The sequence below is a fragment of the Adlercreutzia sp. ZJ154 genome, from assembly GCF_011039055.1.
Lineage (GTDB): Bacteria > Actinomycetota > Coriobacteriia > Coriobacteriales > Eggerthellaceae > Adlercreutzia_A.
Genome location: NZ_JAAKEF010000026.1, coordinates 1 through 24294 on the forward strand (window position 1 = coordinate 1; position 24294 = coordinate 24294).

Here is a 24294-nt window from a genome sequence, read left to right on the forward strand (position 1 = left end):
TCGGAAGGGCGGCATGATGCCAATAGTGTAATATATAGCTAGTTCTGGGCAATGCTGCGTTTGCTCGGGCGGGCTAAAGCCCGCACCTCCCAAACGCAATCATGACACCAACAATCGACACACAACCCCCGTCGAGGCATCATTGAACACTGTTTGCCCAGTGTCCTCCACAATTCAGGTCAACCGTAGGGCAGTTTAATCGTGGAAAGTCGGAAGTTTTGACCATTTTTAGGAAAATTTTATTCCCTGCTCGTGCAAACGCCTGCGATCGTGCGGAAATGAAAGCATAACACGCGTGCCCACGCCCTCTTCGCTAGCAAGAGAAACACCAAGACTTAGCCGCGAACACATAAGCGACACAAGATAAAGACCCATTCCAGTTGCCGACCCACTTTCCCTGCCATTGCTGCCGGTAAAACCACGGTCAAACACGCGCGGCATGTCGGCGGCACTTATCCCGCAGCCATTGTCGCGCACTTCCAAAACAGTGCGCCCGTGCGGCGTATTGGCGGCTTCCTCAGTTGCCGTAAAACTTACCGAAGATGCCCCGTACTGCGCAGCGTTTGCCAAAATTTGACCTAGCATAAACACAAGCCAAGGCTCGTCGGATAAAACTTGCACATCATCTGATATATCTATAGACGGAATGGTTTGCTTCTCTATAAGGAATCGCGCTTGGCGCTTGCATGCCTCGCGCGCCGCATGCGCCAGCGACACCTGACGAATTGAGTAGTCTTTGTTCAAGGCGGTAGAGCGGGCATAATAAAGCGCCTGATCGATCTGATTCCCCACGCGCTCAAGTTCGCGGGACAGCGCATCGGCATCCGCTCCGCCCATGCGATCCAAAATTAGCTTCGCAGCCGCAATAGGTGTCTTAGCCTCGTGAATCCACAGTTCTATGTATTCGCGATATTCGGTCGAGCTGCGCTGAGCCAGTGTAAGCTCGGTATTCGACAAATCAGACAATCGCTCTAGTGCCGCATACGACAGGCGTCCCTCCAAAAACGAGGGCTCTTTTATAAGCGAAGTAACCTCGCAAGCATGGCGAATATCCTCGTTCATTTTGCAAACGCTGCGCCAATAGCGTGCGCGACGCACATACTCACACACAAGCAACAAACAAATACACAGAAGAATAAATACAGAAACCGCTATACAAGCCTGAAATCCCACGCCCAGCGTTGCGCACATACCATAGACACCCAACACGCAAACACATCCAATAATAAGCGCAAGCCATCTATCGCGCAGGTACCTGCCTACAGAGAAGCTGGGTTGAATGCTAAAGTCTTCGTCGAAATTGCGCATCATATGACATACCCTATGCCACGGCGCGTTTTGATAAACTCTTCGCCAACGCCCAAATCTGAAAGCACCCTGCGCAGGCGATTTATGTTTACGGTAAGCGTGTTGTCGTCTATAAAAGAATCCGATTCCCAGAGATGTACCATCAGTTGTTGGCGACTAACCACCTGCCCGGCATTGCGCATTAGCAGCTGCAAGATACGCAGTTCGTTGCGGGTAAGCTCCGCCCGCTTGCTGCCAAATATCACCGTTCCAGAAGCCTCATCTAACTGCAATCCGTCGTGCTCTAGCACAGGTAAAGCAGAAGCTGAACTACGGCGAAGAACACCTTGAATGCGCGCTATCAGAGTGGCTGGTCTATAAGGTTTCGTTACGTAGTCGTCGGCACCTAGCCCCAGCGCCATCACTTCGTCAAATTCGTTCTCTGACGATGTAAGCATTATTATTGGAACCGCAGATTTAGCGCGTATATCGCGGCATACTTGGTGCCCATCGGCACCGGGCAGTTTTAGATCTAGAACAACGCAGTCGGCATTGGCTTGTAAGGCGCGCGCCGCCGCGCAAGAAAAATCTTCACAATGCGCAGTTGTGAAACCCTGCAATTCCAGCAGCCGCTCTAATTCGTCGCGCAGCGCGGTATCGTCTTCTATCACATAAATATGCGCCATTTTAGCCATTTTATCGCTGTCTATTCGAACACAGCCACTAACGACCTATTTTCCGCTACTCGTATGCGAAAATCGCGCGACGTATTCAGCGGCTCTGCCACCTTCGGATTGCGACCATCGGCATACCATCCCTTAAACGTAGAACCGCGCCCCTCGAATGCGCGCACAACTGCCCAATCGCCTGCTGTAAGGCACTCGGCACCTACCGCATCGCAGCGCTTTCCTCCTTGCGTGCTAACACTTGCGCTCAAATTGCAACCGATATCAGTGTGACGAACCTCGGCTTTAGATGCCAGCTCAGACCATGCAATAGTTGCTCCCGCGCCTATCTTTAGTGGACCATACTCATCTTGGCTGAGTGTTCGACCCATAGCATCTTGGCACGCCACAGTAACGCCAAACGAATGCCCGTCGCGGTCGCGCAGTTCTATACAGTAATCGTCTAAACTGCCATCCGCCATCCAAACACTTGCCGCGCATGTATCGGAATCATAGTAAGCCGGCAGCGCACCCTGCACATCTTTCACGCGCTCGACCGACCCCTTCCACACAGAAGCAAGTTTTTTACCGGACGCATCTTTAACTACCACATCAACTTCGCCATAAGCGGTAAAGCACGTCATGCGCGCGTCTGCACTAGCCGGCAAATTCAGCCCCGCCTCAGCCGCAGCCATCATGCACGCCAAATAACCTTCTTCACTATGGGTGCCCATTGTCTTATTCGCCGGCACCGTATTCTTCAGGAAGTACTCCGCAAAACGCCGAAATGGACCGGGAGACAAACGCCCCATATTCAGCGACTCTTTAACAAAACGCGCCCCTTTGCTATGCCCCATTTCCGTAAAAATTTGAAAGTACTGCGCGAAAGTTTTGCGCCCGAATTTCGTTTGACGCACTTTTGTATATGCAGTCGTCAGCGTGGGGCTTACGCTGGCAATATCGCGCACCAAACGAGCAGTAGGTCCAATGCTGTCAAATGTTGGGCGCTCGGTTTCAGCGAATTGTTCGAACAGCTGCGCAGCACGTTTGTAATATTCTTCGGTACCGCCCAAACACATACACTGCGCCGGCAAGTACATCGTTTTTCCGAAACGGCGAAAACCCCAATGTTCCAGCGGAAGTCGCGGAACGTAATCGCGCGGGTCTATTATGTTGAAGATGTTGTTGAAGCGCACATCTTCCACATCGGTGCGGCGCGTAACCGGCGGAGTTGCGAAAGCGTACACAAACACCTGCGCAGGGTCGAATTCGTCCGACTCGCACATATACGAACCAATTATGTTGGCAACTGCACCGCCTCTGCTGTGCCCTATAAGCCATATCTTCGCTTCGCTTGCAGATATTCCGCAGCGCTCAATATAGTCAGCAAAGTTGCTATAAGCCTCTTCAGCTGCCGCATCAAAACCTTCATGATATTCAACGTTGTAGTTACCATCGGCTACCGCATCCGCCACGTTTGCATTGCTGCGCCACTCGCAAGTGCGCGATGTGCCGCGTACTGCCGCCACCACAAGCGGCACTTGCTTGCCCGACGCACTTGGGCTTGGTATCAGCTGATGCGCAAAAGCGTATGCAACTAAGTCTTTGTCGCGCTTGTAGTCTTCATCGTCTGTTTCGTTGCGATGCTTAAAGCTGCTTACGTCTACATCTTGAAAACCCAACGATTCCAGCGCACCCACAGCATAGCGAAAGTTATTACGCTGGGTATTGCGCACCATCGATGCCGCCACAGCCATACTGGTAACAGCCAATTGCGAATTGAAAGAGTCGCTACACGCATTGAACCAATCTGAATTCCAAGGCACTTCACAAATAGCCTCTATTTCATGACGCGCACGACCCGCATCATGCTTAAAAGGCGAGAGAAACTTTATCTGGCGCTTTTCCTGAACTTCAAATTGAGAAGATGCCATATTGCCTCTGCTTCCTAGAAAATTGTATGAAGTAAGCCTACCACTTGTAAGCTGCATTCGTACTTCAGATATATTTCCTATGCAAAAGGCACGACCATGCCGCTCAACATATCAAGCGAAATTGTAAGCACGCCACCAAAAAAGCAAATAAAAAAGCGGAACCCTGCCGTATCTGGCAAGGTTCCGACATTAAAAACAACGTGCAGTAGTGCGCCTGCGCAATTTACGCCTGCGAAACGCGCCTACGTAGTGCGCCTATGCGATTTGCGTCTGCGAAACGCGTCTGCGCAATTTACGCCACGCAATTTACTTCATAAGGGCGCTTATTGCTTGGGCGAATGCCAGCGGATCGTCTATAGGCAAGCCTTCTACAAGCATAGCCTGATCGTACAAAATGCTGGTGTAAGTTTTCACCTTGTCGGAATCGCCGCCTTCTTGCGCAGCTTTCAGAACCTCAAACACCGGATGCTTTGCATTCACTTCCATTACTACCTGCGCCTCGGGAACGCCCTCTTGGCTGCCGGGCTGACTTTTCAGCATTTGCGACATCTGCAGACTAACCGCACCCTCGGTGGTAAGCACCACAGGCGCATCGGTTAGGCGCGTAGACACTACTACTTTCTGCACTTTGCCATCTAGCGCCTCGCGCATCGCATCAAACAGCGACGCATTCTGCTCGGTGGCTTCCTCGGCTTCTTTCTTCTCTTCCTCGGTAGTAAGACCCAAATCTTCGCCGCCAACATTCTTTAGCTGCCACATGGTTGGGGCTTCGTCGCCCTCGCCGGTGCCCGGCTCTTCAAATGCACCCAGCGCCATCATGCAGAATTCGTCCACATTTTCGTCGCACAGCAACACGTCGTAGCCTTTTGCAAGCACCGTGGTAACTATGGGCATTTGCGCCAAGCGCTCGCGCGAATCGCCCGCAGCGAAGAAAATGGAGTCTTGACCTTCGGGTGCCGCCGACACATATTCAGCCAGCGTTACCATGCGCTTTTCCTTAGCCGACCAGAAAATTAGCAAGTCAGCCAGCACATCGCGCGCCTGCCCATACGTTGAATACAGGCCGTATTTCATGGTGCGCCCAAATTCCTTGAAGAAGCCCTCGTATGCCTCGCGATTGTCAGACAGCATGTTCGCAAGCTCGGTCTTAACCTTCTTTTCCAAGCGACGAGCAATAGCGCGCAACTGCCCATTGTGCTGCAGCGTTTCGCGGCTAATATTCAGCGTAAGGTCAGCCGAATCTACCACGCCACGCATAAAGCTAAAGTAGTCGGGCACAAGCTCTTCGCACTTATCCATAATAAGCACGCCGCTGCTATACAGCGCCAACCCCTTCTTGTAATCCTTCGACCACATATCCCACGGCGCGTGCGCCGGCACAAACATCAGCGCATCGTATGTAAGCGTGCCCTCTGCATGCAGGCTCATGGTGCGCAACGGGTCTTCAAAATCGTGGAAGTCGGTCTTGTAGAATTCGTTGTATTCCTCTTGGCTAACCTCAGATTTCTTGCGTTTCCAAATTGGAATCATGGAGTTGATTGTTTCCAGCTCAGTGTAGTTTTCAAACTGCGGCTTGTAGTCATCGCCCGCATCGTCTGGCTTCGGAAGTTCGCGGCTCTTAGTTACTTCCATCTGAATTGGGTAGCGCACATAGTTACTGTAGCGCTTGATAAGCTCGGTTAGACCGTATTCGGTGGCGAAAGTGCCATAGCGCTCGTCGTCTGAGTCGTCTTTCAGGAACACTATTACGTCGGTGCCGTGTTCGGCGCGCTCGGCTGGCTCTATGGTGTAGCCATCTATGCCGTCGCTTTCCCAAGCCCACGCCTCGTCGGAGCCGAACGCGCGAGACACCACTCGCACGCGCTTGCCAACCATAAATGCGCTGTAAAAGCCAACACCAAACTGACCGATTATGTCTACATCGGTCATATCGGCAAGACCCTTACCACCATCCGCTTCGCCTTCGCCAGCAGCTTGTTCGGTCTTAAATTCGAACGAATCGCTATGTGCAATTGTGCCCAAATTCTTGTCTAGGTCGTCTTTGTCCATGCCGATGCCGTTATCTGACACGGTAACGGTGCGTTCGTCTTTGTTATAGCCCACCAAAATTGCCAAATCGGCACGATTTATTTTGCACGAATCGTCGATTAAGCTGCGGAAATACAGCTTATCCACCGCATCTGACGCATTCGAAATAAGCTCGCGCAAGAATATCTCGCGATTCGTATATATGCTGTTAATCATAAGATCGAGCAGCTTTTTACTCTCGGTTTTGAATTTCCTCATCGTCTGCCTTTCAGCTTTAGAATTTCTACTCTATATTGTTTTCCGCATTTTAGCACTCTAATGCCTAGAGTGCTAATTCCGCATTGCGATATCGCCCAGCAAACGGCTAGATTGCAATACAGTAACGGTGGTGCAGGCAGGCGCTTGCACACTTAGGTGCCCCCTAGAATGAAGTCGTGTCAATACAGTGTTTCAAACGACCGCAAAGCAAAATGAAAGGGGCACTTCCATGAAGGGCAACACAAAGCTTGTTAATAAACTGAACGACCTTCTAGCGGACGAATTAACCGCCATCAACCAGTACATGCTGCACGCCGAAATGTGCGAGGACTGGGGCTATACAAAGCTATCCCAGAATTTCAAAACCCGCGCAATTACCGAAATGCATCATGCCGAAAAGCTGATGGAGCGTATTTTGTTCCTAGAAGGCAAACCCATCGTTTCTAATCTGAACGAAATGCACATTGGTGCCACTGTGCCAGATCAGGTAGACAACGACCACGATCTGGAAGAACATACAATTAAGAACTACAACGATGCCATAAAGATGGCTAGCGAAGTTGGCGACAACGCAACGCGCGACGTTCTGAAGGATATTCTGATGGACGAAGACCGCCACGCAGATGAACTAGAAGAATTACAGGATCAGATGGAGCAGATGTCTCTGCAAATATTCCTGTCCACCCAAGTGTAGGGCTAGCGTCGCACGTTGGCGCAGCCCGTTTATGTGGCGCACACAGCCCGCGGCACACAACCTGCAATGCACAACGTGTAGTGCGCATCCCGCGGCACACAACCCGCAATGTACAACGTGCGGTGCGCAGCCCACGATGCATCATCTCGTTGATGCCGATGGTTCCATCCTCGCGAAATGGAAGGTTTTCCAGCGTTCCCTTATCCTGTAAAGTGTCCATAGTGGCCGTTGCCTTTCTAATGAATCGGTTACTTTCACAAAAACGACTCTAGGCAATGGCCACTTCTATCTCAAAGTGACTCCTAAATGGCTCCTGCCACCAATTTTCAGCACACAATCAAAATTTTCCGAAAAAATGGTCAAAACTTCCGACTTTCCATGGTGAAAAACGTGAAATTCTGCCTACTAGTACACTGGCATCTCCTGTTTGCCCAGTGTTCTCCACAATTCAGGTTGGCTATGCGGCATGCCGACCATGGAAAGTCGGAAGTTTTGACCATTTCTCTGTCTGTTTTTGCCTAATTGACTAGAAAAGAGGCTTACGCAAGCTTTGGGGTTCGCTTGCGTAAGCCTTTGAGTTTAGAGTCTGCAATACTGATTACTAATTTACTAATCGCGCGGCTTACGAGCGTGAACGCGACGGTTCTTGCGACTGTTCGTAAGCACAAGCACCGCAGTCGCCCCACACGCCACCGCCAAAAGTGCACACATAAGAGCTGCGTTCATATCGCCTGTCTTCGCAAGCTGGCTTAAAGCGCCGCCCAAAGTACTTGGCACGCGAACAAACTTATTGCCGGAGCCAGACGATACAATCGGCGTAAATGTAACCTCTAGCGTATGCGTATTACCCGCCTTTTCATCCTTGGCTTTGTAAACATACTTGGTAGAACTGTAGAATTGCGATATTCCATCTACGGAAATTGACGAAACCGTATACCCAGTATCGGGCATGAAATTGTACTCGGCATCTGCCGTTAAGTCGTAAGCCATAGTCCCCGACGGGCTTACCGTACCATGTCCGGTAGAAGACGCCGTTATCTGATACTTTTGGTCTTTGCCGACATTACCGCCACTACCACCGCTGCCGCCATCGCCGCTGCTGCTGCCACCACTACTACTGCTTTCATCGCGCATAAAAGAGTAACTAATTGTCGGGTTCGCTTTTGTAGTGCGCAAGCGCGTAACGGCGGCCGCTTCAGATTCTGCCGCATAAGCTTTTTGCTTGAAACAACCCTCATCTATTACGCCGGGATCTATAACCTCAAAACCATCCAGTTCAACGCTTTTCACCTTATAGCCTGCATCAGCAACGGCCTCAATAGATATCTCCTGCCCAATAGAGACGGGAATGTTCTCGCCATGACGCATAACATGACGATATATCTTGCCGTCAACCACGCGCGTTACTACCAAATAGCCGCTGTCTGTTTGCGTGCGAACATTGGCAAGGTTGTCGAAGTAAAACACATCGGCTGGCGAATTTTTATCGGTGGCATTTACGCTAACCTGAGGCACGCTTCCGTCGGCACCAGCCACTACGTTCCAAGTAAACGAGCCATCTGCCGGATTGTATTCCAAATTCGCATCTGGATGCGCACCGTTAAAGCTGTCCACCGCACCCTGAATTATCTTGTCTGCATCCTCGCTGCTGGTGCCGCTAGGTATTTCAGGCACAACAAATACATTGTCGCCAATCTGAATCTTCGTTATATCTTCGCCGGTAGCCGGTGTAGCCGTCATGTTAATAGTGTCGCCCGGAGCAACATATGCATCGCTTCCCGAAGGCGTAACCGATGCGCCTCCGCTAGACTCAACTTCAACCTTTGAAATTGAATCTTTATCGTATATGCAGCCATCTGCGCTCTTCTTAATAACAACATTCAGTACAGTGTCTTCGCGAATATCGTTTACAAGCACATACTTGTAGGGCTGCGCCGCATCGCGGGCACCTTCAAGCCCTGCGCCACCTATGTCCATTATCGGAAGCGGAGTTGTCTTGCCCGCAGAAGAAACACTTGCAGAAACCACTTCATAGCCATCGTTTGGCATTATGTAGAACTTCTTGGAAGAGCCTTTGGGCAAACTTGCATAAGTAGGCGACACGCGGCAGAAGTTTGCGCTGACAGCACTTGAATCTTGTATGCGCACGTCTACATTTACGTCTGCATCCGGCTCGAAGTAAGACGAGCCATCCGTATTGGCGAACTCAGCCACGAATCTTAAATCTTGCGAAACGGCAGGCACAGTATAGCTAAGCCCAACCACTCCACTAGTAACATCTGTTTGCTCACCTGCTGCATGCACAACAAGTCGTTTCAGAAGCGCTCCATTGTCAGGCTGAAGCGTGAACGTAAAGGGCTTGCCATTTGCAACCTGAACACACCCCGCCGGATACACATTGCCGGGTCCATTAGCAGAAACGCTAACTGCATGGTTGGTATAACTAGGCGCAGTTTCGCCCGCAGCCACAGGCTTAAACACCGCAAACACGTCCATGTTAGAAGACACTTCGCGCAGCGTGAATGAATTCCCGTCAACAGCAATTGGGTTTTTAGTGCCATTCTTCATAAGCACATACGCACCATCAACTTTGTAGCCCTCATCTGGAATTAGCGTGAAAGTCTGCGCCGCATGCGCTCGCACAACATTCGTACCCGCTGGCGACACGATACCACCGCTGCCCTCAACACCAGCGTTCACAATATATGACACATCTTCATTTATTTCAGCATTATCAAGCCCAGTGTTAGGAAGTAGCGCTGCCTCAAATTCTGCAACTAGCCTGTATGTGCCACTACCGCGATAAGCAAGCGGAACGCGAACACCAGATTCGCCCGCTTCGGGCGCATAAGTGCTGCCTACACGCGAACCTGCTTCATCTATAAAGTACGCCTGTTTAACAGCAAAACCATGATTTGGCAGCACCTCAGCTGATTGCGCCGCGCCCGATTTTACAAACACAACCCCACTGGGGCTAGCATAGCCCTTACCAGAGCCACCAAGCGTTAAGTCGTAAGCTGTAAAGTTCTCAACCGCCTGAGTGTCGCTAACAAACACCGCCACCACAGAGTGGTCAGCCTGAATATTTGCGAACGTGTATTGCCCGCGCGCCACATCGGCTGCACTTACGTATTCGCCAGCCAAAACGTTGCCGTCGGAATCGACCGTTCCATCAATTGCAAGGTAACTTAGCTTGTGCCCCGCATTTGCTTTCGCGGTGAACACAAGGTTTGCGCCAGCATTCACCAGCGTGTCGCCCGCAGGCGTTATGATGCCACCACCAACAGCCTGAGCTTTTACGGTGAACTTTTCGTATTCGGGAAGTTGCTCAGCTTCGCTACCAGATGCTGAATCGAACACAACCAGCACACGCATGTCGCACGATATGTTGCTAAGCGAATAGCTACCGGCAACTTGGCGCAAGTCGCTGTGGTCAGAAGCATCGAAAATTGACGCTTGCCCAACCTTTATATAAGTAGCGCATCCACTTTCCGGGAAGAACGAGAACGCCTGCGCGCCGCCTGCCGGCACCTTCATCGTGGTCTTACCGCCAGCTTGAGTAATGTTTCCCGGATAAACAGAGCCCGCGCCTTGCACTTCTACTTCTATCGAATATTCATCGCGCTGAACCTCAGCCGCGTTTTTCTCAAATTCAGCATTTATGCCCACGGTGCTGCCGCCAACATTTGAGGCGCTGCTAATTTTTAACGTGTAGGTGCCATTGCCGTTGTTTACAAGCTGAACACCACTGGCACCAGAAGCATTCAGCGACACATCTTTAACATGGTATTCCGCCGTAGGCTTCACAGTAAATGTGTATTCATTTATCTTGCCAGCTTCGCTTGGCACAACTGCCTCGTACACGGAAGGCTCAATAGTGCCACCGTATCCTGCGCTTGCCTCTATGCGCACGCGCGCATCCGTTGACGGCGGCTGCTCTTCATCGCCAAGCGCAGGCGTGCCACCCGGTTCTGTTTTGTCCACTTCGGCAAACGTGGCAACCAGCTTGGCGATGCTTGCGCCACTGTGCCCTTGCGCCGCAACAAATTCCTCTATGGAAGCCACATCAAGCGTCCAGTCGTTTGTTTTCGCAACATTGGCTAAATCGGCTCCACCAAGCGTTCTTATTTCGCCATTTTCTAGGCGCATGTCAACCGTAACGCTGGTCAGGTCTACCACTTTCGAACTTGCGCTAGCTGCATTCGCAATGAATGTGAAGGCTGTATTCTTGCCTTCAACCAGCTCCACCGCACCAGCGGGCGAAACGCGCCCCGGCCCTTTCGCTTCCACAAGCACAAGCGAGGTATCTGTCACAACGTTTTCGTATTCCACCACAACAGAGTGGTCCGCCGACACATTGAACAGCTCAAGTGTGCTGCCGCTTACATCAGCCACAACCGATTTTCCGTCTAGCCGCACATCTTTAATGCGCCAACCAGCATCGGGAATAAACGTAACGCTAATGTTTGCGCCATCGTTAACATCGGTTGCGCCCAAAGGCGAAACGGTACCGCCACGGCTGCCCACTACACTGGTTTCTATGCTGTGCACACGCGGCACAGGCTTGCCCGCCTCGGGTGCAAATTCCACCCGCAAGTCGGTATCTTTCACAACATTTTCAAGCGTGTATTCGCTAACGCCAGCAGCCACTTGCACGCCGTCAACATAAACTGCGCGCACAACGTAGCCTGCCTTATTCACAAAACTGAATGTTTGCGACGCGCCCGCCGCCACATCTACGCCATCTTGCCCTTCGCACATGCCGGGAGAAATGTATCCCGCACCAGACGGTCCACTTACGCTGGTAGATACATGCCAAGTTTTGTCGTTCGTGCTTTGCGCCGTAAATGTGGCTATAACATTTATGCGCCCCGTGTTGTCCACGCTATCGGTCTTAGCGAAACGAGTTATCAAATCGCTAGGCAGCGCATAGGTAAATGTGTCGCCCGCATCATTTGCAGTTATGCGGCTATCGGTCGGGCTTATTTCGGCTTCGTATTTATCGCTTTCAAATTCACCCGTAACCTTCAGCGCCGCAAAACTGTAACCCTCTTGCGCCTTTATGCTAAACGACAGACTTGCGTCAGCCAAAACATTTTGCAGCCCTGCGGGCGATATGGTGCCACCAGTAAGCGCAGCAGATGTAACCGCCACCACTTTCTTATTGATCGGCGCTACCTCGCCCGGGTTTAGCTTAGCGAATTTCACCAGTACAAGCGTGTTTTCATCAACCGTAATAGACAGCGTACCGGCGCTGGCAAGGCTAGTTACCACGCGCGAGGTGCCCTCTATGGGCGCGCCGTCTGCATCTAAATCTTGCAGCGTTACGCAATCTATTCTGCTATCTTTATCGGGAATAATAGAGATGCTTTGCTTTTCTCCCGCACTTGTCCAAGTGGTTCCCGAAGGCGTAGTAGTACCCGTACCCGTGCCCGACGCATCAGTACGCACCACCAACATGCGCTGCGTATAGTCAGGGTCTTCAGATTCAGACTTCTTGAATTCGGCATACACCTTATATTGCGCCGTGCCGCTAGACGCAGCCTGCGGAATAAACGAAAGCGTGTTGCCAACAACATAGGGCACGTCAATTCCTGCCGCATCCTTGTAAGTAGCATTTGTTACATCTACCATCTTGCCGCCATCAACCGACAGCCAAATGCAACTTAGTTCATACCCCGTTTCTGGAATTAGAGTGAACGATTGCGCCACGCCGCAATTAACGCCCGCGTAAACCCATTCGCCCGCATCGTTTTGCACGCCCGCCGGATCAATAGTGCAGCCCGCATTCGCCGCTAGCACAATGTCGGCTTTCGCGGGCTCGGGCGCTACATCGCCGCCGCTTCCCGCTTCTGTAAAGTAAACATCTATTGCGAAGGTTGTGCCCTTATAAGTGTTTGCATCAAACACCCAGCTCCACTTATCCGTTAAATCGGCAAATGCAACCGTTGCCGTTTCGCCTTCATTCGACGAAATTTCTATACGGTCTACATGAGTGTCTTTGTATTCGTCGCCTTCAAGACGGCTAAAATTCAGCGTTAGCTTGCCGCTTTCCGCATCTAGCGTGTGCTTGCCCTGCGGCGCAACATTGCCACCGTGCCCAGCCACGTCAACCGTTTTCAAAGTTGCCGGAATGTCAGGGTCGGCTTCGGGGAAAAGCATCGGACACACCGAAACATTGCCCACAGCCTTAAAGCTAAGCGTATATGTGCCGCTTGAATTTTTCGCCAGCGTGTAGCCATCTTTGCCGCCAGCTGCCATCAGCTCATCTGTTGTATAAGTGTTCTCACCTACAACAATTTTCCCAAGCGTATAGTTCTTGGCTGGCGTTATGTATATCTCTACGTCTTCACCGGCATTTACGCTATAGGGCGATGTGCCCTCCATGTTGGTTTCTATGGTGGCTCCAGCCACACTTGCAGGCACGCTTATCTGCACTTTGTCGCCCACGAAACGCACAACAACATTATGATTCGCCCGCACATTTGTAATTGTAAGCGTGTATTTTTGCATGCCCTCCGCGGCGCTAACCGCCACGCCGTCAAGCTCTAAACTGCCAATTGTGTACCCCTCATCGGCATTCACGCTAACATGTTGGAAATCGCCCGCAACCACCGTAGCGCTGTAATTTGTTATGGGGTGCTGCCCGCTTTCGTCAACACTTACGCCAAAATTTCCGCTGCCTTCAGCTATTTCACCGGTAACGGTATACGTTACATGCGCAGGCGGAATGCCGGGCGCAAACACCACCTCTATGCTGGCGTTGTCGTGCATAGTGCTTAAAGTATACGTGCTGCCAGTAACAGCAACTTCTACCCCATTAACTTTCAGGCTTTTTAGGCACGAGCCCTCGCCCGGAAAGAGATTCAAATACACCGGCGAGCCCGCCTGCACCATGTTAAAAGTCTTGGAACCGCTGAATTTTGTAGTGTCGCTGTTGGTGGGCACTTTGTCCGCGCCCAACACAACTGTGTCTACCGACACTTCGCCCGACGCGCCTGTCTCAGACGTGCTGCTAACATCCAGCTTCCAGTAGGCGTGCGACTCAGCTTCAGATTCGGTGTATTCGGTGAATGTGATGCTTATCGTTACATTCGTTGCTGCCGCCGTATCGCTTAGCGTAATGAAATTTGCACCTAGAGTGTATTGATCGGCATTAAGCCCGGAAACTACCACATCGCTTGCGTTTGCCAGATAGAAATTCTCGCTCGGGCTGAAATAAAACGTTGGGGTTGCGCCGCGCGCAAATTCCTTCGCGTGCGCCTCGTCTATGGTGCCACCCGTAGCGCTAGTGGTTACTTGGAATTTTTGCGTGCTTTTATAAGTAATGGCGAAAGCGCCCGGAGCCGCACCCAAGTTTTTCACGGAGAAAGTTACGTGCGCAGGGGTGCTTGTGCCCGTGCCCGTGCCCGTGCCCGGGCCTTCGCCGCCTTCGCCGCCTTCGCCCGCACTTTCCGCCGGCTTAAACGTAAGTTTATCTGTGCTGTCAGCTGCATTCGCGTATTCATTGCTGCTGCCCACACGTTTGTACTCTACGCGCTTCACCTGCCCGTCCACCAACGCAAGCACACTAATTGTGCCATCTGCCTTGTCCGCCAAATCGGCACTTACAGGAAGCGTTACCGTATCAACCTGCTTGTACAGTTCGTTTACGTTGAAAAGCGTGCCGTTCGTTACGTCTAGCTGGTAAGCCGTATCTATGGCATTTGCGCCCGCTTCGCTTTGCAGCGTGGTAAACGCCGGACTAGCTGCACCAGATGCAGCTGCCGCCTTAATATTTGTAGCCTCAAGTGTTGCATGACCGTAGAAAGCACCTGTCATGTAAAGGTTATCGGGGTTCGCCTCGTCGGCATTAATGCGATCTTTCAGGAAGTCGTCTGGCACTATCCAGAAATTAACAACGCATTCGGGCGCCTCTGCAGCGCCTGTTGTAACTATCTTGAAATCGTAAGAGCCGTAGAAATAACTTGCGTTTTCGTTGCTTATTGATTCTTCGGCAAATTCTTCCAGCGCGTCTTTTAACACAATGGTAACTACAGGCGCGTTGCCGCCATCTTCCACCACTCCGCCCGTAAGCTGCTTCGTAGTGCCGCTAGATTGAAGCGTGCCGTCGCTCTTGAAAGCCGTGCGCGTAACTTCCAGCGAATATTCGTAGCCCAGCGCGCCGCCGTCAAGCTTTTTCGGAGCGCCCTTTTCGTATTCCACAACCAAATTGCCCGACGCTTTTTCGGGATCAGCCACATCATCTATGGTTGCATTTTGCTGCGGACCCGTCCAGCGCGTCCAGTTAAATTCCGAAAGCGTGCGCACAGAAACAGACGTGGAAGCACCTTCAGTAGTAGCCTGCGCTGCTTCTCCTGTGTGTTCAGTGGCGTATTCATCTGCCGCCTCTTGCACACCTTCATGTTCGATGCGCTCGGTGTTTTCCTGCGTGCGCGTGTAATCTGCGCCTGCAGATGCGCCCGCAGCTGCAGTCGCGCCGGGTGTGGATGCCCCGCCCGCACCGGCGCCCGCAGCCAAAGCCGCCGCCGGAGTAAGCGACGTAACCATGCAGCACGCCACCACTATTGCCAGAATTTTCTTTGCGATGCTTTCCATGATGTTCCCTTATCCCAAATCCCTTTACTTACCCAAGCACTTTCACTACTACCTTGGCTGCCGCCTGCCCAACTTCGTCTTCTGTCTCCATGTCGTAAGCGAAGAAATTGGCTGTGCAATCGTAGGTGCCTGCCGGCAGCGCAACATCTAAGGTGTCGGTTTGAATGTGGTGGTTCGGTTCAACGTAATCGGTCGTGTATATAACTTCGCCCGTGTCGTCGCGAACGACCTCTACCCGCATCAGGTAACGGTTGTTCGGGACGTTCTCTATGCGCACCTCGCCGGGTGCGGTGCCGTTTTCGAACTCAATCACGGACGCGATGGAAATGTTGAACATGCCTTCTTCTACCACGCGGTCTAGCTCGGCTTGAATTTCGGCATCGGTTTTGCCAGCAAGCTGACCTTGGTCGCCCTGACGCGCGCCACGCCCGCCGCCGCTGCACATGTTGAATGCCAGAAGCGCCGCAAGAATTAGCGCGACTATGGCGACTATTATGCCTATCCAAAACCCTGCACCATGCTTGCGTTTCCTGCTTTCCTGCGCAGGTTGAAGCGGCTGTTGTGCGTGCGGTGCGCGCTGCGCGTGCGGTGCGGAAGCCGCCGCCGTTGCCGCCGTTGCCGCCGGTCGCGCTTGTTGCTGTGCCGCGTTTGCGCCCGACTGCTGATGTACCGCGTTTGCGCCCGACTGGGGAGCCGCCTTGCGGTTGGCTCCCCATGCTATTCCGTATTCATATGCGCGTGAATTTGTGGCGCTTTTGGCGCTTTCACCTAAGGGCGCATCCGAAAATGCGTCCTGCGTATTCTGGGAATTTGTGCGCTTTGCGCCCTGTGTATCGTCATATGTCATTAGATAGCCTTGTTCATTCAGTCGGACTTTTGGTTTTAGGATTAAGCAGTATGGTCAGTAGTGCCCGCAACAGCCTTTACACTAGGCTCAAAGGTATACTTCACCTTAAATACTTCCATGTGTGTACCGCCTTTTACCTGATTGAGAAGTTGAGAGTTAGAACCTGCCATAGTAATCTGATACTTAGTAGGACTATCCACAACACCGCTTGCATTAACAGTTTGCTTGGAAACTATCCAGTTAAGTTCTGCGCTATCTGTTGCTTCCGCAACTGACTTATCATCTTTAAGCTGCATCGTGGCACCTGTAGTAATAGCACTACCACCAGAGGGGTTCGGCACAGTCATATCAGCACCTTTAAGAGTTACATATAAATTACCGAATAAATCTGTGCCAGCAGGAAACTCCTCAGCTTTCGGAAGAACATTACTGTCTGTATTAATCTTTGCCATGTTATTGTCGTTAACAATCTTCCAGCCACTTGCATTGCTGCCGTCAGTACCTTTTTTACAATAATCCCAAGTAATCCCTGTAACTTTCAGATCAAGACTCGTTGAATTATTGGTTAGCGTATAAACAGAGGCAGAAGGACAATTGAGATTACCACCTACAACATCGGCATACACAATAGCTTCAAGCGGAACCTGTACGGAGATGTTAGAGATATAGCTTTTTACACCAACGGTTGTGCCATCCCCCTCATCAGTACCTGCCAAACTTTGTTCGTGATATTTTGGATCATCTTTGCTGTTTGCAAGATAGCCTTCATAGTCGTCTGCAAATGCTGGCAGCGCACAACCGATAGCAAGCGCGGCGCTAAGCCCTATAGCACCCAATACCTTACTAGTCTTCTTCATGGCTAATCCTCCTTTAGTTTTAAGCCATTTCCTACTTGCGTTTATGTTCAAGCTGGTTTCCCTACCAGCTAGATACCTTTGTTACTCTCAAAATGTTTCACGTGAAACATTTTTGGGCGAACCCTAAGGGGTTGGAGAGCGGGGATGTGCTCACAAAGCGAGTTCCACAGCGAACAGAAATGTTCTGTGAACATTTCTGCAGAGCGAAGACTGTAGAGCGACTGAGCATATCCCCGCTCTCGCCCCAGCATGCAGCCCGCGCTCTCCGCAACCCGCTCGCCCCAGCCTGCGTCCTCCGCTTCTCCATCACATTCCGCCTGCCCTTACCCTTCTACGTTCAGAGTTATCTTTGCGGCAGCCTGCCCCACTTCCTCGTATGTGTTTTCATCAAGCGCTGTAAACGTGGCAGTTGCCGGATACGAACCCGGCTCTAAATCGCGGGTAAGCGTAATTTTTTCAATAAACTGATTCGGCTCAAGCACGCCGCTTTCATAAAGCACGCTGCCGTCTGAGTCGTCCGTAATAGTTACCTGCATGTTGTAGCGATTTCCCGGCACATTCTCGATGTATGCCGTGCCATCGCTTGTCCCATTCGCAAACGGAATAACGCTGGCAATTGAAATGTTGAACATGCCTTCCTCAACCACGCGGTCAAGCTCGGCCTGCATTTCTTCTTCGCTCTTGTAAGGCGCCTGACCGGTCTGCGCGTTAGGGTCGATCAGGCTGCTGCCGTTGCATGCGAACAGCCACACAAGCACCCATATTGCAATTGCCACCACAACAATGCCCAGCACCAAAATTATTGTGCGCTTGGCATTTTTGCTTGGCTGCGTCGGCGCCGCAGCAGGCTTCGCAGAAGTTGTGCGCTGTACGCCGTCGCCCGCCTGTGTGCCTTTTGCGCCATAGTTCACGCTTGGACGCTTGCCGTTCTGTTTGTTCAAATCGTTTGCCATGTTTATCCGTTTCGTCTATCGCCTATATTTGTAAGATCACAACCACGTGTGGCGTGCGCCGACACACTCTGCATGCGCCGACGTACTACCTACGCGCTCGGGCTGCCCCAAAGCTCGCTTTCGCCGGGAGTAGTCTCGGTGCTATAGCGCACCGTGTATTTCAACTTCGCAATGTCGGAATAAGTGTCTGCCTGCGAAAGTTTTGCCTTGTCAGCTTCGAAGCCGTTTAAGCCAAGGTTGAAAGCCACCTGCGTAACAGCCTGTGCAGTTGAACTTGCCGCTTTAGCAACCACAATGTTGCTAGGTGTGCCGCCGATAGGTGTGCGCTCGCCCAAGAAGTAGTTGTAGGTAGCAGCGCCGCCCGTGCCCGTGCCCGAAAGCTGCAGCCACACTTTTGCATTGCTGATGCTTGTGCCTACGTTGGCTTCGCCAAACAACTCTGTCGCAGCCGCTTCACGAGCGTTTATCTCTTCGGCAGTTCCAGCTTCACTTATAGACACAATTTCCAGCGGCTCTACAGTTTGCGAAGTGAAGTGCCACGGGCTGCCATCTGAAGCTGCCATACCGTCTGATGTACGTTTGGCGCTAACTTCACCAGTTGCCAAGTCGAGGTCCATCTTTATGTCCACCGGAATATCTACATTTACAATTAAATTCCAGCGAGCGTAAAGCGTAATGGTGTTGTAATTCTCGCCTGCAGTTGCCTTGTTGGCTAAATCCTTCAAACTGTCGGTACTAAGCGCACTACCTGCCTGCCACGAACACCAGCCCTTGCTGGTAGCACCGGTGTCGCCAACTTCGGGCACCATTATGGGCACATACCAGCTGTCGGTTAGTTTCACATACCCGTCCACCCCATACATGCTATCCACTGTGGGAAGCGTAGGCTCGGCAGCGTCGGAGTAGTCGCCCTTCTTACCTAGGTCAACCCACTGATATATACCTGCATCAGCGCCGGTTTTGCGGAAAGGTGCACCGTTGCTTACCTTTACACTTGCGTCGTCGAAGCTGCTAACCGCAGTCAAACTACTAGCTTTATCAACAAGCGCATGGTCTTTTGGCGTGGCTGATGCGTACTTCACAAGCAGCCACTTCGTTGTAAGAATTTCTGTCCATGTACCACTTATAACAACGTTTTGGTTCGGCATTGTTATGGCACCGTTTGTGATTGCTAGACCTTCAGGCGAGGTTACAACCCACTCGAAGCTATAGTTGTCAGCTGTGGGTTTCGCGGGCAATTCGTATGTTTGCCCATAACGCACGCTTGTCTCATCGGTAGGCCATCCAGTAATAGCACTGTCTTCTGGTACACCTTCACCCGTAGGCTTCACGAAACTAATTGAATAAGTTAAACGATCGAAGTAAACGCACAGCGTATCGTTTGCGCCGCCTTCGCGCTTCATCCAGCTAGATAACACATTGCCAGAGCTTTTTAGCACAAAACCCTCGGGCGCTTCGGGCGCAGTTACCGTTATGTCAGCGTCGGTTAGCGCCGTGCCTGCAAGTGCAGCAGACATATCTGTATCCAGCGTATAGCCGTCATCGTTTGCGTTTTGCAAATAAACATTGACCGTGTAGTTCTGCGCAACTGGGCTCCACTTGGCTACAAACTGATAATTGTCAGCATAGCGAACTTGGAAAGTTTGCCGCGGCTGATACAGCTTAGCCGCAACACTAGCGCCTTCGCCCTCGGTTACAAGCGTGCCATTAATGCGCAGCGCCCAACCATCGAAGTCGTAACCCATACACTCCGGAGCATCGGGCACAATAATAGTGGCACCAGTAGTTACATCGCCTAGTACCGCATCTTGCACACCGTCGCCAGCTTTACCACTCCAATTAACAGTGTTGTCGCTGCCATCTTTCGTGTAAACAATTTGATTGTGAGCGCTCTGGTACAGCAGCGCATCGTCGCCCACTAAGTCGTAATCTATAAAAGTAGCATGCGCATTGTTCGTAATTTTTATACCAAGTGTGGTTTCGGCAATTACCTCGCTGTCGGAAGACGAAACTGTAGAGCTGCCCGACTCGTCAGGGTTCGGCGAACTGTTCGTAATCTTGATGCCCAGCCACATGTTTGAAGTTACTTCGGTGTCGCCAGACGAAACAGTCGTGTTGCCAGAAACACCGTCCACCACAGCCGCGCTGTTCGTAATTTTAATGCCGAGCCACATGTTGGAAGTTACTTCGGTGTCGCCAGACGAAACAGTGGTATTACCCGTTACGCCATCTACCGCAGCAGCACTATTCGTCAGCTTAATGCCAAGCGTAAGTGTCGCATCGACGTAAGGCATGAAGCCGGGTTCCTCATCGTCTGTAATCGTATAGCTATAAGTTTCGGCATGCGCACGCTGCGTAAAAACACTACCCGGACAAAGCCCCAGCACCAGCGCCACAATCAGCACGCAAGCAAGCGCTGCCGGCAGGTCGCCGGACATTTTTTGCCGCAGCAATCTGCATCTGTCAGCTAAACCAGCTAAACCTGCCATTACAAAACCCCTTTACGTATAAGTATCCAAGCCACAGCGTTAGTGGCTAGTAATAGTGCTTGTGAAATTGATGAATAGGGTTCGGGAAAATTTGCCCAAATTTTGGCGCTACAGTGCAGTTTTACACCCCACCGAACCCTATTCGGTTGTTACAAAACGAAGAATGGACGGACAGCACGCTCTGTATTATATGATCCGGTCATGTTATAGTTACCACTCGTTGTCATAAAGAATTCACCTCCGCTAGTTCCATAACTACCTGTATGCACACTAACGGGTTGGTTTTGTGCTTGCTCTCCCGATCCAAATCCCCCAACTGAAGCCCGTTTTGATATGTCTTGGTCGCTATAATAACGATAGTCATAGATTCCGTTATAAGCCTTAAGATAAAATCTAGTCCACAAACCATTAAGATTAGGGGTATCATAATATGTAATACCCGTATTGCCGCTATTAGGCAGCATCAGACCATCTTGTAAAAATGTCCCACCGCCTCCATCGTGACACAATGCCGAACTCGGATGATTCAATATATAATTGACTAATTTATCTGATAAATATCCTCCATCGCTTATTTTCTTACTAATAGTGCCCAGATAACTAAGTATGGCGTTAGGTTCATTGGTTCGCGGATTCTGAATACCGTACCAACTACCACTTTTAAAATCCCTACCAGTTATAAAGTGTTTCCCGTCTCCATAAGGAGACGAATTAGCTAATGAGGCAGTTGTTTTTCCAATACCATTCCTAAAATGAAATACAATACTGTCTTTTCCTTGCTCACAATTAATGTATTGTGGGTTATAAAATCTATCTACATAAGCATCCGCAACTACAATAGGTTCATAATTTGCTTCTGTACCAAATTGCATCTTGCAGATATATTTACTAGGATCTAGGGCAAATTCACGATAAAGTTTTGTATAGAACGAATCCTCACCATTACGCTGAATATGATCGCGCTGCTTCCATATATCGGCAATACTGTAAATTTCGCCCAATTCATTATCGATTAAATAAATTGGTACTTTTTCGGTTTGAAGCTGTGTCTCAGTTTTACCAGTGAAAGAACCGCTAACCCAGTCGCTTTCACGAGCAAAATCAACTGAGAATTTTGTTCCTTTTATAGTTATCTTCAACTGAGCTAATTTATTAACTGTGTCGTAATTTCGTTTATCGCCAGTTGCCGCAGTTCCCGCATCAACCAAATTATCAGTATTTACAGCAAAACAAGCATTCTCAACTTCATTAGCATTTGTCAAATTCAGCCTAAATGTACAGGTAGTTGAAGTGTTTTCATCAGTGCCTATTAGAACACCGCTACCTTTAGTGAAAGTCTTACCATTTTCTGTTTCGTCTCCGGGTCCAAAGTTTATCTTTTGAGATGGGTCATCTTTTTCATACAAACTAAACAGCGGGTCTTCCGCACCCACTGCAGGCTTGCCTTCCGTGCCATTCATTTTGTAGAACAGCTTTGTAGCGCCTAAATCTTTACTTACAATTTGAGACACATAGGCATTAGTCTTGCCGCTATTCACCAAGCTGAAATCTGACGTAATACTTGAAGCCGGATTAGAAACGTCGTAACCTTCTTCGCCACCAAACGTAACAAATAGAGGCACTGTCATGCACACATTCGCGCCCACCTGCGGCACAGGGTCATTTGCTGCATACGCTTTTGATTGGTCGCTCCCAAATGCGCCGGCAGCAAACGGCGTCATGGTAAGCGCCATGGCGGCGGCACATGCGATAGATGTCGCACGTTTTAAGATGCTTGTCTTCTTCATTTCCCTTCTTCCTTTTCCAAATCGGGCACGCGTGTGCCTAGACCTAAATCTAAAATCCCCGGGTGTTGTCTATTTAATTGAGAGGTATTTCTATATGCGTGGTGCCGTCTAGCGTGGGCACGTCAAGCGCCAGTACAAGGCTTATGCTGAAGTTGCCGGCGCCGGTTTGCTTTGCCGTTACGGTGCCTGCGTCAATATCTAAGCTGATATATTTGGCTTTGTAGCTGCATATTGGCTGCACAGCGCCCGGCGCATATATGTAGCCGTTGTCGTCTAGCAGGCTGACGGTTTGCCCCACCTTCAGGTCGTTCAAATTTTCGGCAGCTTTCACGCCGTAGGGCATAAGGCGATTGCCCGTGGTTGGCAAGCCCGCCTGCCAGCTGTATACGCCTTGCGCGTTGTAGGGCACATACACGCTTGTGTGCGTGGCGCCAAGAAGCGCGGTGGGCGACACGTTGGCGGTGGCGAAGCGGTCGGCAATTGTTAGGTTGTCTAGTCCGGCGAATACTTCGCTGCCAATTTGCGCGGCGGCTTGCGGCACAATGAACGTGGTAAGCGCCGTGTTTGCAAATGCGCGGTTGCCGACGGTTTCCACGGTTTCGGGCAGATGCGCGGCTTTAAGATTTGTGCAGTTTTCGAATGCGCCTTCGCCAATTGTTGTTACGCTTGCCGGGATGTTGACAATTTGCGGCGCTTGCAAGTTAGCGAAACCGGCTGGCGCGATGGTCGATACCTTGTATTCCACGCCGTTAATTGCGCCGGCTTCTGGGATTGTTAGTTCTGCGGGCGGTTCGCTGTTGGCGTTGGCGCTGTTGGCTTCACCGTTGTCGGCAGCTTCGCCGTTGCCTTCGCCTTCGCCGTTGCCTTCGCCTTCGCCGTTGCCCTCGCCTTCGCCGTTGTCGTTGCCAGTTGCCCAGCTGACTGCCAAGGTGTAGTCGGGCAACAGCGTGTAAGCAAAGCCCGATTCACTTTTTGCAGACGCTGCCACATCGCCCGGCTGCGCCGGAGTTACGAAATGGGTAAATCCAGCCGCTTCCCATGCGGCAGTATTGCTGGTAACAACTGTTGCGTTGGCAACAGTTTCGCCGCTGAACGCGGGTATTGGCGTGGTGGTTTGCGCATCGCTAGATGCCGCGCCGCCTTCCGCAGCTTCCACCACTTCTACAGCTTCCACACCTTCCGCACCTTCCGCGGTTTCCGCATTTGCTTGCTCGGCTTCGCTTTCGGAATTAGCAACCGCTATGCTGGCAACTTCACCCGTGCTAACGATTGTGCGCAGGCTATCATTTCCCCAAAACGCACCCTGCGATATGGCGGTGCACTCAGAAGCCAAAGCCACGCTAGCACCAATGCCAGCAGGAGCAGCTATGAGTGAGGATAGATCATTTGTATATAAGATTCCATCTTGGGCGGCATAGGCACTAGAAGCTGCGCTCCCTGTATTTGCAACAGAAATGGCCATAAGCTTGGTGCATCGGGAAAAGACACAAGCAGGGACAGCGGCCAGTGTGTCAGGGAGCACAGCGGTGCCCTCCATGCCCTCTGGGATGAGGAGGAGGCTAGTTTTGGCTGCATCTAGCAGCGCTCCGTTGTAGCTTGAGTAGTGTGTATTGTTTGCTGCTACATCAATGGATGTAAGGTTTGGCAGCATTTGGAAGAAAGCTAGGTCAATTTGTTCAACCGTATCAGGAATTGTGATTTGTGTTACTCCGAGCGCCTTTTCAGCTTCAGAGTAATATTCACCAATATATGGGTTAGCAATGCCTGCATCTGCAGCACTAGAGGCTGCGGACGTATTTTCACTTATATCTTTGTTTGTATTAGTTGCAGTTGTTGGGAAATTTTTTGAATTTTGGGGGTCTAGCTCTGTAGAGCTAAATTCATAGAACCCCCCCCC

12 protein-coding genes are annotated in these 24294 nt (G+C 50.9%); 1 reads left to right on the forward strand and 11 read right to left on the reverse strand.

What is annotated here, in order from left to right:
* Positions 1-228 precede the first annotated feature (228 nt).
* The 4 genes from G7Y37_RS08575 to htpG all read right to left on the reverse strand — a co-directional run bounded on the left by G7Y37_RS08575 (position 229) and on the right by htpG (position 6172).
* Positions 229-1311 (reverse strand): sensor histidine kinase, encoded by a 1083-nt coding sequence (locus G7Y37_RS08575; protein WP_241156077.1) that lies wholly within the window; start codon positions 1309-1311, stop codon positions 229-231.
* The gene (locus G7Y37_RS08580) at positions 1308-1982 is read right to left on the reverse strand and encodes a response regulator transcription factor (RefSeq protein ID WP_241156078.1); all 675 of its coding nucleotides are present in this window, start codon (positions 1980-1982) and stop codon (positions 1308-1310) included. The genes G7Y37_RS08575 and G7Y37_RS08580 overlap by 4 nt, the downstream gene beginning before the upstream one ends.
* Before the next feature lie 11 nt (positions 1983-1993).
* Positions 1994-3886 carry a lipase family protein gene (locus G7Y37_RS08585; protein WP_165063054.1) on the reverse strand — a complete coding sequence of 631 codons (1893 nt, stop codon included), beginning with the start codon at positions 3884-3886 and terminating at the stop codon, positions 1994-1996.
* Between the two features lie 306 nt (positions 3887-4192).
* Complete coding sequence (gene htpG, locus G7Y37_RS08590; protein WP_165063055.1) at positions 4193-6172, reverse strand: molecular chaperone HtpG; 1980 nt, start codon at positions 6170-6172, stop codon at positions 4193-4195.
* Between the two features lie 229 nt (positions 6173-6401).
* Between htpG and bfr the strand changes: the two genes are divergently transcribed.
* Positions 6402-6866 carry a bacterioferritin gene (gene bfr / locus G7Y37_RS08595; protein WP_165063056.1) on the forward strand — a complete coding sequence of 155 codons (465 nt, stop codon included), beginning with the start codon at positions 6402-6404 and terminating at the stop codon, positions 6864-6866.
* Positions 6867-7475: 609 nt separating this feature from the next.
* Here the strand turns inward: bfr and G7Y37_RS08600 are convergent.
* The 7 genes from G7Y37_RS08600 to G7Y37_RS08630 form a co-directional block, all read right to left on the reverse strand.
* The gene (locus tag G7Y37_RS08600) at positions 7476-15464 is read right to left on the reverse strand and encodes a hypothetical protein (RefSeq protein WP_165063057.1); all 7989 of its coding nucleotides are present in this window, start codon (positions 15462-15464) and stop codon (positions 7476-7478) included.
* A gap of 28 nt (positions 15465-15492) precedes the next feature.
* Positions 15493-16311, reverse strand: coding sequence for a hypothetical protein (locus G7Y37_RS08605; protein ID WP_165063058.1), 819 nt, complete (start codon positions 16309-16311; stop codon positions 15493-15495).
* A gap of 41 nt (positions 16312-16352) precedes the next feature.
* A complete protein-coding gene (locus G7Y37_RS08610; RefSeq protein ID WP_165063059.1) occupies positions 16353-17168 on the reverse strand; it encodes a hypothetical protein in 816 nt (271 codons plus the stop codon).
* A 323-nt stretch (positions 17169-17491) separates the two neighbouring features.
* A complete protein-coding gene (locus tag G7Y37_RS08615; protein ID WP_165063060.1) occupies positions 17492-18121 on the reverse strand; it encodes a hypothetical protein in 630 nt (209 codons plus the stop codon).
* An 89-nt stretch (positions 18122-18210) separates the two neighbouring features.
* Positions 18211-20610, reverse strand: coding sequence for an InlB B-repeat-containing protein (locus G7Y37_RS08620; protein ID WP_165063061.1), 2400 nt, complete (start codon positions 20608-20610; stop codon positions 18211-18213).
* 149 nt (positions 20611-20759) lie between these two features.
* Positions 20760-22397: a hypothetical protein gene (locus G7Y37_RS08625; RefSeq protein ID WP_165063062.1), complete on the reverse strand. Its 1638-nt coding sequence runs from the start codon at positions 22395-22397 to the stop codon at positions 20760-20762.
* Positions 22398-22470: 73 nt separating this feature from the next.
* Positions 22471-24294 (reverse strand): leucine-rich repeat domain-containing protein (locus G7Y37_RS08630; RefSeq protein ID WP_165063063.1); only part of this gene is annotated, 1824 nt, incomplete at its 5' end.

What these genes read in the sequence shown, in the direction of transcription:
- G7Y37_RS08605 (WP_165063058.1), bottom strand. Translation starts at nt 16,311, where the DNA reads ATGACATATGACGATACACAGGGCGCAAAGCGCACAAATTCCCAGAAT.
- G7Y37_RS08600 (WP_165063057.1), bottom strand. Translation starts at nt 15,464, where the DNA reads ATGGAAAGCATCGCAAAGAAAATTCTGGCAATAGTGGTGGCGTGCTGC.
- G7Y37_RS08580 (WP_241156078.1), bottom strand. Translation starts at nt 1,982, where the DNA reads ATGGCTAAAATGGCGCATATTTATGTGATAGAAGACGATACCGCGCTG.
- G7Y37_RS08620 (WP_165063061.1), bottom strand. Translation starts at nt 20,610, where the DNA reads ATGGCAGGTTTAGCTGGTTTAGCTGACAGATGCAGATTGCTGCGGCAA.
- G7Y37_RS08610 (WP_165063059.1), bottom strand. Translation starts at nt 17,168, where the DNA reads ATGAAGAAGACTAGTAAGGTATTGGGTGCTATAGGGCTTAGCGCCGCG.
- G7Y37_RS08575 (WP_241156077.1), bottom strand. Translation starts at nt 1,311, where the DNA reads ATGATGCGCAATTTCGACGAAGACTTTAGCATTCAACCCAGCTTCTCT.
- G7Y37_RS08625 (WP_165063062.1), bottom strand. Translation starts at nt 22,397, where the DNA reads ATGAAGAAGACAAGCATCTTAAAACGTGCGACATCTATCGCATGTGCC.
- bfr (WP_165063056.1), top strand. Translation starts at nt 6,402, where the DNA reads ATGAAGGGCAACACAAAGCTTGTTAATAAACTGAACGACCTTCTAGCG.
- G7Y37_RS08585 (WP_165063054.1), bottom strand. Translation starts at nt 3,886, where the DNA reads ATGGCATCTTCTCAATTTGAAGTTCAGGAAAAGCGCCAGATAAAGTTT.
- G7Y37_RS08615 (WP_165063060.1), bottom strand. Translation starts at nt 18,121, where the DNA reads ATGGCAAACGATTTGAACAAACAGAACGGCAAGCGTCCAAGCGTGAAC.
- htpG (WP_165063055.1), bottom strand. Translation starts at nt 6,172, where the DNA reads ATGAGGAAATTCAAAACCGAGAGTAAAAAGCTGCTCGATCTTATGATT.